This is a genomic window from uncultured Amnibacterium sp., assembly GCF_964245895.1.
Classification (GTDB): Bacteria; Actinomycetota; Actinomycetes; order Actinomycetales; family Microbacteriaceae; genus Amnibacterium.
In genome coordinates, this window is sequence record NZ_CAXTOQ010000150.1 from 1 (window position 1) to 8039 (window position 8039).

General features: G+C 72.4%; 5 protein-coding genes and 2 pseudogenes. 3 read left to right on the forward strand and 4 right to left on the reverse strand.

Features of this window, described 5'->3' with window-relative positions:
- From ACFE60_RS15705 to yicI, 4 genes and pseudogenes are all read right to left on the reverse strand, one after another.
- Window positions 1-445 (reverse strand): annotated as a pseudogene (locus ACFE60_RS15705) (hypothetical protein); the annotation flags it as partial.
- Complete coding sequence (locus ACFE60_RS15710; RefSeq protein WP_375389801.1) at window positions 432-2150, reverse strand: dihydroxy-acid dehydratase; 1719 nt, start codon at window positions 2148-2150, stop codon at window positions 432-434. The pseudogene ACFE60_RS15705 and the gene ACFE60_RS15710, both read right to left, overlap by 14 nt.
- Window positions 2147-3160: a LacI family DNA-binding transcriptional regulator gene (locus tag ACFE60_RS15715; protein WP_375389802.1), complete on the reverse strand. Its 1014-nt coding sequence runs from the start codon at window positions 3158-3160 to the stop codon at window positions 2147-2149. The genes ACFE60_RS15710 and ACFE60_RS15715 overlap by 4 nt, the downstream gene beginning before the upstream one ends.
- Before the next feature lie 83 nt (window positions 3161-3243).
- Window positions 3244-5535 (reverse strand): alpha-xylosidase, encoded by a 2292-nt coding sequence (yicI, locus tag ACFE60_RS15720; RefSeq protein WP_375389803.1) that lies wholly within the window; start codon window positions 5533-5535, stop codon window positions 3244-3246.
- Window positions 5536-5730: 195 nt separating this feature from the next.
- Between yicI and ACFE60_RS15725 the strand changes: the two genes are divergently transcribed.
- From ACFE60_RS15725 to ACFE60_RS15735, 3 genes and pseudogenes are all read left to right on the forward strand, one after another.
- Window positions 5731-6810: a sugar ABC transporter substrate-binding protein gene (locus ACFE60_RS15725; RefSeq protein WP_375389804.1), complete on the forward strand. Its 1080-nt coding sequence runs from the start codon at window positions 5731-5733 to the stop codon at window positions 6808-6810.
- Window positions 6811-6928: 118 nt separating this feature from the next.
- Window positions 6929-7693, forward strand: a complete 765-nt coding sequence (locus tag ACFE60_RS15730) for an ATP-binding cassette domain-containing protein (protein WP_375389805.1) — start codon at window positions 6929-6931, stop codon at window positions 7691-7693.
- Window positions 7690-8039: pseudogene (locus ACFE60_RS15735) on the forward strand (ABC transporter permease); the annotation flags it as partial. The gene ACFE60_RS15730 and the pseudogene ACFE60_RS15735, both read left to right, overlap by 4 nt.

Consider the following 8039-nt stretch of genomic DNA (forward strand, 5'->3'; position numbering starts at 1 on the left):
CGCCGGAAGCCGTGAACACCAGCCCGAGCTCGGGCTCGGGCACGTCCCACGCGGAGTCGACGCGGATGCCGACCGGGTCGCCCGGCCCGACGACGCGGGACGCGGGCGCCTTGAAGAACAGCTCGGGCCGGGCGGCGGCGTACACCCGGTCGTAGATCGACGCCTCCGTCGACTCGGCCATCCGCTCGTCCCGGCTGCGCTCGTACGTGACGCCCGCGGCCCAGACCTCCTGCTCGTCGACGGGCGCCGCGACGCCGAACGGATGGTCGACCGGGGTCGCCGCGGCCAGCCGCTCCCGCGCCTCGTCGAGCGGCAGCCGCAGCAGGTCCGCGAGGCCGCCCTCGATCAGCCGGTCCGCGCCGTCGGTCCGCACGACCCAGCGGGACGCCCCGCCGCGCAGCGCCGCGCGCCGGATCGATCCCTCGACCACGTCAGTGGGACTCACGGGTGACCTCCGATCCGCTCGCGCCGACCAAGAAGTCCAGGTCGGCTCCGGTGTCCGCGCCCTGCACGTGCTCGATGTACAGCCGCTCCCAGCCGCGGGTCGCCGACGCGAACCCGGCCACCAGGGACGCGGGCGGCGTCCGCAGCGCCAGCTGCGCCTCCGGCACGTCGAGCACGATCGCCCGGTTCGCGACGTCGAGCACGATCTCGTCGCCGTCCTGCACCAGGCCGAGCAGCCCGCCGGCCGCGGCCTCGGGCGCGACGTGCAGCACGACCGTGCCGTACGCGGTGCCGGACATCCGCCCGTCGCAGACGCGCACCATGTCGCGCACGCCGAGCCGCAGGATCTTCTGCGGCAGGGGCAGGTTCGCTACCTCCGGCATGCCGGGGTAGCCCATCGGCCCGCAGCCGCGCAGGACCAGCACCGAGTCCGGCGTGACGTCCAGGTCCGGGTCGTCGACCCGCGCGTGGAAGTCCTCGATAGAGTCGAAGACGACCGCCCTGCCGCGGTGCTGCAGCAGGTGCGGGGAGGCGGCGGCCGGTTTGATGATCGCGCCGTTCGGCGCGAGGTTGCCCTTCAGCACCGCGATGCCGGCCTGCTCGATCAGCGGCTCGGCGCGGGGCGTGATCACCGCCGGGTCCCAGATCGCCTGGTCGTCGAGGTAGTCGACGAGCGGGCGACCGGTGACCGTGATCGGCGTGGGATCGAGCAGGTCGCGCACCTCCGCGAGCACGGCCAGCAGCCCGCCGGCGTTGTAGAGGTCCTCCATCAGGTACGTGCCGGAGGGCTGCAGGTTGACGAGCAGGGGCACGTCGGCGCCGATGCGGTCGAAGTCCTCGAGCGTCAGATCGATCCCGAGGCGGCCGGCGATCGCGAGCAGGTGCACGACGGCGTTCGTGGAGCCGCCGGTCGCGGCGATCGCCACGATCGCGTTGTGGAACGAGGCCTTCGTGACGACGTCGCCCATCGTGCGGCCCTCGCGGACCAGGTCGACCGCGAGCCGGCCCGTGTGGATCGCGGCCTCGAGCAGGCGGGCATCAGGGGCCGGCGTGCCGGCGGTGCCGGGGATCGTCATGCCGAGCGCCTCGGCCACGATCGCCATGGTCGACGCGGTGCCCATCGTGCTGCAGTGCCCCTTGCTGCGGACCATCGAGCGGTCGCTGGCGAGGAACGCCTCCTTCGACAGCGTGCCGGCCCGCACCTCCTCGCTCAGCTGCCAGACGCCGGTGCCGCAGCCCATCCGCTTGCCGCGGAACATCCCGTTCATCATCGGGCCGCCCGGCACGACGACCGCGGGGATGCCGACCGACGCGGCGGCCATCAGCAGGGCGGGGATCGTCTTGTCGCAGCCGCCGAGCAGCACCAGGCCGTCGATCGGGTTGGCGCGGAACAGCTCCTCCATCGCCATCGCGGCCATGTTCCGCCAGAGCATCGCGGTGGGCCGGACAAGGGTCTCGCCGAGCGACACCACCGGCAGGTCGAGCCCGACGCCGCCCGCCTCCGCCACCCCGCGCTTCACCGCGGCGGACACCTCGTCGAGGTGCATGTTGCACGGCGTCAGGTCGGAGGCGGTGTTGGCGATGGCGATCTGCGGCCGGGAGCCGTCGAACGCGTCGTCGGGGGAGCCGCGCCGCATCCACGCACGATGGATGTAGCCGTCGCGGTCGTCGCCGCCGTACCAGCCGTCGCTGCGCAGGCCCGTCATCGGTGCTCCTCCCTCGGCGGCGCGGTCGTCGCCCGCAGCACCAGCTGCGGCACGAGCGCCGCCGGTGCGTCCTCCTCGCCGAGCAGCGTCGTCACGCACCGCAGCCCGAGCGCCGCGAAGTCCTGCCGCACGGTCGTCAGCGGCGGCCACAGGTGCGCGGCCTCCGGGATGTCGTCGTAGCCCACGACCGACAGGTCGCCCGGCACGGCGACCCCCAGCTCGTGCGCCGCGTGCAGCAGGCCGATCGCGGTGGAGTCGTTGCTGCAGAACACGGCCGTCGCCTGCCGATCGGGGAGCAGCTCGAGACCGGCGCGGTGGCCGGCGTCGGCGGTCCAGTCGCCCTGCACGCAGCGCAGGGCGGACAGCCCGTGCGACGCCAGCTCGTCCTCGAACCCCTGCTGCCTGGCTTGCGCCTCGATCCAGTCGTGCGGGCCGGCGACGTGCACGATCGCCGTGTGGCCGAGATCGAGCAGGTGCCGCGTGGCGAGCCGCGCGCCCGCGATCTCGTCGACCCGCAGGCCCGTCTCGTCCCCGGCGCCGGCCGAGCGCAGCAGCACGTACGGCACTCCCGGCGCCAGCGTCGCGATCGTCTCGGCCACGTGCAGCGCCGGCGCGACGACCACCAGGGCCTCGACGTCCTGCGCGAGCAGGTCGACGAGCGCCGCCCGCACCGACTCCTCGTCGGTGCGGCCCATCGACGCCGACGTGACGAAGTAGCCGCGCGAGCGCGCCGCCTCCTCGATCGCCTCGATCGCGCGGGAGGGGCCGTAGTGCGCGCGGGTCGCAGCGAGCACGCCGATGGTCTTCGACCGGTTCGTGCTGAGCGCCCGCGCCGCCGCGCTCGGTCGGTACTGCAGCTCGGCCATCGCGGCGACGACGCGGTTCCTGGTCGCCTCGTGGATGCTCGGGGAGTCGTTCAGCACGCGGGACACGGTCTGGTGCGACACCCCCGCCAGCCGGGCCACGTCGCGGATGGACGCCGGGCGCGCCGGACGGGAGCCGACCGCCATGGCGCGCCTCCCGGGTCCTCGTCGAGCTGGGGCGATCACTGTAGCGCCGGGCCGCCGCAGCACCGGAGGGGGACCGCCGGCGGTCACGCCGACGGCAGCGGCAGCACCGCGACGCCGTCGACGGCGTCCGCGACCGCGTCGCCGACCTGCAGCCGCCACGTGCCGGCGGGACCTGCGGCCCGCACCGCGTCCGCGGTCGTCTCGACGGCGAAGACGGCCCCGGCGACCGCGACCTCGCGCGTCCCCGGCACGCCGGGGAACGCCCGCAGCACGAGGCCGTCGAGGTGGTCGGTGTCCGGCCGGTCCTCGCGCGCCCCGAGCGGCAGCACCGCCCCCTCCCGCACGTAGAGGGGCAGGGAGTCGAACCCGTGCCGCTCCCGCCGCCAGCCCGGCCCGGTCGCCCGCTCGCCGGTGAGCAGCGACGTCCAGGTGCCCGCGGGCAGGTACAGCTCGACGTCGCCGGCCTCGGAGAAGACCGGGGCGACGAGCAGGTCGGGGCCGAGCAGGTACTGCCGGTCCAGCGGCCGGGCCGTCGGGTCCTCCGGGAACGCCAGCACCATCGGCCGCATCACCGGCAGGCCGGTCGCGGCGGCCTCGTGGCCCGCCGCGATCAGGTACGGCGCGAGCCGGTTCTTCAGCCGCGCGAACCGTCGCGTCACGCTCACCGCGGAGTCGGGCGCGGACTCGTCGACGTCGAACAGCCACGGCACGCGGTACGAGTCGGAGCCGTGGAAGCGGCTGTGGCTGGACAGCAGGCCGAACGGCACCCAGCGCTTGAAGACGCCGGCGTCCGGCGTGCCCTCGAAGCCGCCGATGTCGTGGCTCCAGAACCCGAAGCCGGACAGCGAGAGCGACAGCCCGCCGCGCAGGGTCTCGGCCATCGAGGCGTAGGTCGACGTGGAGTCGCCGCCCCAGTGCACCGGGTGCTGCTGCCCGCCGGCGGTGGCGGACCGCGCGAACAGCACGGCCTCGCCGGGCCGCTCCTCCTCCAGCACCGCGTGCACGGCGGCGTTGTAGCGCTCGGTGTAGAGGTTGTGCATCCGCTCGGGGTCGGAGCCGTCCGCCCACACGACGTCGAGGGGGATGCGCTCGCCGAAGTCGGTCTTGATCGCGTCGACGCCCTGCCGCAGCAGCCCGCGCAGCTTGTCCTGGAACCAGGCGACGGCCGCGTGGCTCGTGAAGTCGACGATGCCCATGCCGGCCTGCCACAGGTCCCACTGCCACACGGAGCCGTCCGGGCGGCGCAGCAGGTGGCCGGCCGCGGCGGCCTCGGCGAACAGCGGCGACTGCTGCCCGATGTAGGAGTTGATCCAGATCGACACCTTGATGCCGCGGTCGTGCAGCCGCCGCAGCATCCCCTCCGGGTCGGGGAAGACGCGGTCGTCCCACACGAAGTCGCACCACTGCAGCTCGCGCATCCACGCGCAGTCGAAGTGGAAGACGGACAGGGGCAGGTCGCGGTCGCGCATGCCGTCGAGGAACGAGGTCACGGTCGCCTCGTCGTAGTCGGTCGTGAAGCTGGTCGACAGCCAGGTGCCGTAGCTCCAGGCCGGCACGTCGGCGGGCCTGCCGGTGAGCGCGGTGTACCGCTCGAGGATCGCCGCCGGGGTCTCGCCGGCGATCACGAAGTACTCGAGCGACTCCCCGGCGACGGAGAACTGCACGCGCTGCACCGCCTCCGAGCCCACCTCGAACGAGACGTGGCCCGGCTCGTTCACGAACACGCCGTAGCCGGCGTCGGTCAGGTAGAACGGCACGTTCTTGTACGCCTGCTCGCTCGACGTGCCGCCGTCGGCGTTCCAGATCTCGACGGTCTGGCCGTTCTTCACCAGCGGGCCGAACCGCTCGCCGAGCCCGTACACGTGCGTGCCGACGCCCAGGTCCAGCTGCTCGTGCACGTAGGTGCCGCTGCGGGGCAGGCCGACAGGCGGCGCGTCCACCTGCGCGTCGGGGGCGAGGCGCAGCCAGGCCTGCGAGCGGTGCCCGCTGGCGGTCAGCCGGCTCCCGCCGGAGGAGAAGGACAGGTTCCAGGGAGCGCCGGGAGCGACCCGCGCCTCGAGCGACCCGCTCGTCACGATCCCGGCGCCGTCCTCGCCGACGCGCACGGATCCGCCGTCCGCCGGTGCGGTCGCGAAGCGCAGCGGCTCGCCGCCGCCGGTGTGGTGCTCGATGCGCACCCGGATGACGCCCGGCAGGTGGGGCGCCACCGTCACGGTCAGCACGGGCAGGTTCAGGGTGTCGGCGCGGCTCGCCACGACCCTCGTCGGCGCGGTGACGACGAGCGCGCCCGGCCGGGCGTCGAGCGCGTAGGCCTGCCGGGCGTAGTGGGCATCGACGCCGGACCGCATCAGCCAGAAGCCGTCGGTGAATCGCACTGGTCCGCCTCCCGGGCGCCGTCGCCGTGATCCGTCCCGATCACTCTGCCAGAGCCCCTGAATGGATTTGTTGTTACGACATCGTTATGTGACGGGTCACATCGGATGACCCCGTTCCTGGGTACAGTCTGCGAGTTCCTCGGCGTCGAGGGATCGGGGCCATGCGCCTCGCCTCTGGTGAAAGGTGACGAAGCCTTGAAGACCCCCATCATCGGTCTGGCAGCCGTCGTGGCTGCCGCGACCCTCGCTCTCGCCGGCTGTTCCGCCGCCGGCCCCGGCAGCTCGGACGGCTCCTCCTCCTCCGGAGGTGCCACGAACGCCGCGGCGAAGCGCGCGTGCGTGATCCTGCCCGACACGGAGTCGTCTCCCCGCTGGGAGAGCGGCGACCGTCCCGCGCTCGAGAAGGCGCTGAAGGACGCCGGCTTCGACGCGGACATCCAGAACGCGCAGAACGACACCGAGAAGTACGCGACCATCGCCGACCAGCAGCTCTCGAAGGGCTGCGGCGTGATGCTGCTCGTCGACCTGAACGGCGCGGGCGCGCAGGTGCTCACCAAGGCCAAGGGCCAGGGCATCCCGGTCATCGCCTACGACCGCCCGATCGCCGGCGCGGACTACTACGTCTCCTTCGACAACACGAAGGTCGGCGAGCTCGAGGGCCAGCTGATCGTCGACGGCCTGAAGAAGGAGGGCAAGGACCCGAAGACGGCCAGCGTCGTCTACATGGGCGGCGACCCGACCGACGGCAACGCGAAGTTCTTCCACGACGGCGCCGACAAGGTGATGTCCGCCGCGGGCATCAAGCCGGCCAAGGAGCCCAAGGGCACCTGGGACGCCGACAAGTCCGGCACCAACTTCGAGCAGGCCTACACGGCGCTGAACGGGAAGGTCGACGCGGTCTGGGTCGCGAACGACGCGAACGCGGCGTCCGTCATCGCGGTGCTCGACAAGAACGGCAAGAAGGTCCCGGTCTCCGGCCAGGACGCCTCCATCGCGGGTCTGCAGAACATCCTGCTCGGCAAGCAGACCGGCACGGTCTACAAGCCGTTCCAGCTGGAGGCCGACGAGGCCGGCAAGCTCGCCGTCAGCCTGCTGAAGGGTGACAAGCCGACCGCTCCCGCCGACGTCGACGGCGTGCCCTTCTTCAACGAGACGCCGATCCTCGTGACCGACGCCGACGGCATCAAGAAGGTCATCTCCGACGGCAACGCGACCGCCGCCGAGATCTGCAAGGGCGACGTCGCCGCCGCCTGCGACAAGGCCGGCATCAAGTAGTTCCGAGCATCTCCCGATCCCGCTGTGGCGGCGCCCCTTCCCGGAGCGCCGCCACAGCGGCATCATCCTGATCACACGCGTTCCGGCCGCGACGGCGCGGTCGGCGGAAGGAGGGGGCATGATCGCCCCGATCATCGAGCTCAGGGACATCCGCAAGGGCTTCGGCCCGGTCGAGGTGCTCAAGGGCGTCAACCTCAAGATCTACCCCGGCCAGGTCAGCGCCCTGGTCGGTGACAACGGCGCAGGCAAGTCGACCCTGATCAAGGGCCTCGCCGGGGTGCAGCCCTACGACTCGGGCGAGACCATGGTGGACGGGAACGTCGTGCACCTCGGCTCGCCGACCGCGGCCTCGAAGCTCGGCATCGAGGTCGTGTACCAGGACCTCGCGCTCTGCGAGAACCTCGACATCGTCCAGAACATGTTCCTCGGGCGCGAGACGACCGAGAACGGGATGCTCGCGAACGGCGAGATGGAGAAGGCGGCGTCCGCGACGCTCGGGTCCCTCTCCGTGCGGACGGTGAAGTCCGTGCGGCAGAAGGTCTCGTCGCTCTCGGGCGGGCAGCGGCAGACCGTCGCGATCGCCCGGGCCGTGCTGCAGGAGGCGCGGGTCGTCATCCTCGACGAGCCGACCGCGGCCCTCGGCGTCGCGCAGACGGAGCAGGTCCTGAACCTGGTCCGCCGCCTCGCGGACGCCGGCGTGGGCGTGCTGATCATCAGCCACAACCTCGTCGACGTGTTCCAGGTCGCCGACCACATCAACGTGCTCTACCTGGGCACGATGGTCGCCCAGGTGGAGACCGCGAAGACCAACAACAGCGACGTCATCGGCTACATCACCGGCCTCAAGACGTACGAGCCCGAACTCGAAGGAGCGGCCCGATGACCACCACGAAGGGCACCGACACGTCGCTCGCCGCGGCGGTCGACACGGCCGGCGGCGCCACCCCTCCGGGTATCGCCACCGGCTACGAGGGCTCGATCGTGGACCAGCTGCGCGCGTACGTGCAGCGGGTGCGCGGCGGCGAGATGGGCATGCTGCCCGCGATCGGCGCGCTGCTGGTCCTCACCGTCCTGTTCACGGCGCTCAGCCCGTACTTCCTGACCCGGCTGAACATCGCGAACCTGTTCACGCAGTCCGCCGCGCTCGCCGCGCTGGCGATCGCGCTGGTCTTCGTGATCCTGCTCGTCGAGATCGACCTGTCCGCCGGTGTCACCCCCGGTGTCGGCGT

What these genes read in the sequence shown, in the direction of transcription:
- ACFE60_RS15710 (WP_375389801.1), bottom strand. Translation starts at nt 2,150, where the DNA reads ATGACGGGCCTGCGCAGCGACGGCTGGTACGGCGGCGACGACCGCGAC.
- ACFE60_RS15715 (WP_375389802.1), bottom strand. Translation starts at nt 3,160, where the DNA reads ATGGCGGTCGGCTCCCGTCCGGCGCGCCCGGCGTCCATCCGCGACGTG.
- ACFE60_RS15730 (WP_375389805.1), top strand. Translation starts at nt 6,929, where the DNA reads ATGATCGCCCCGATCATCGAGCTCAGGGACATCCGCAAGGGCTTCGGC.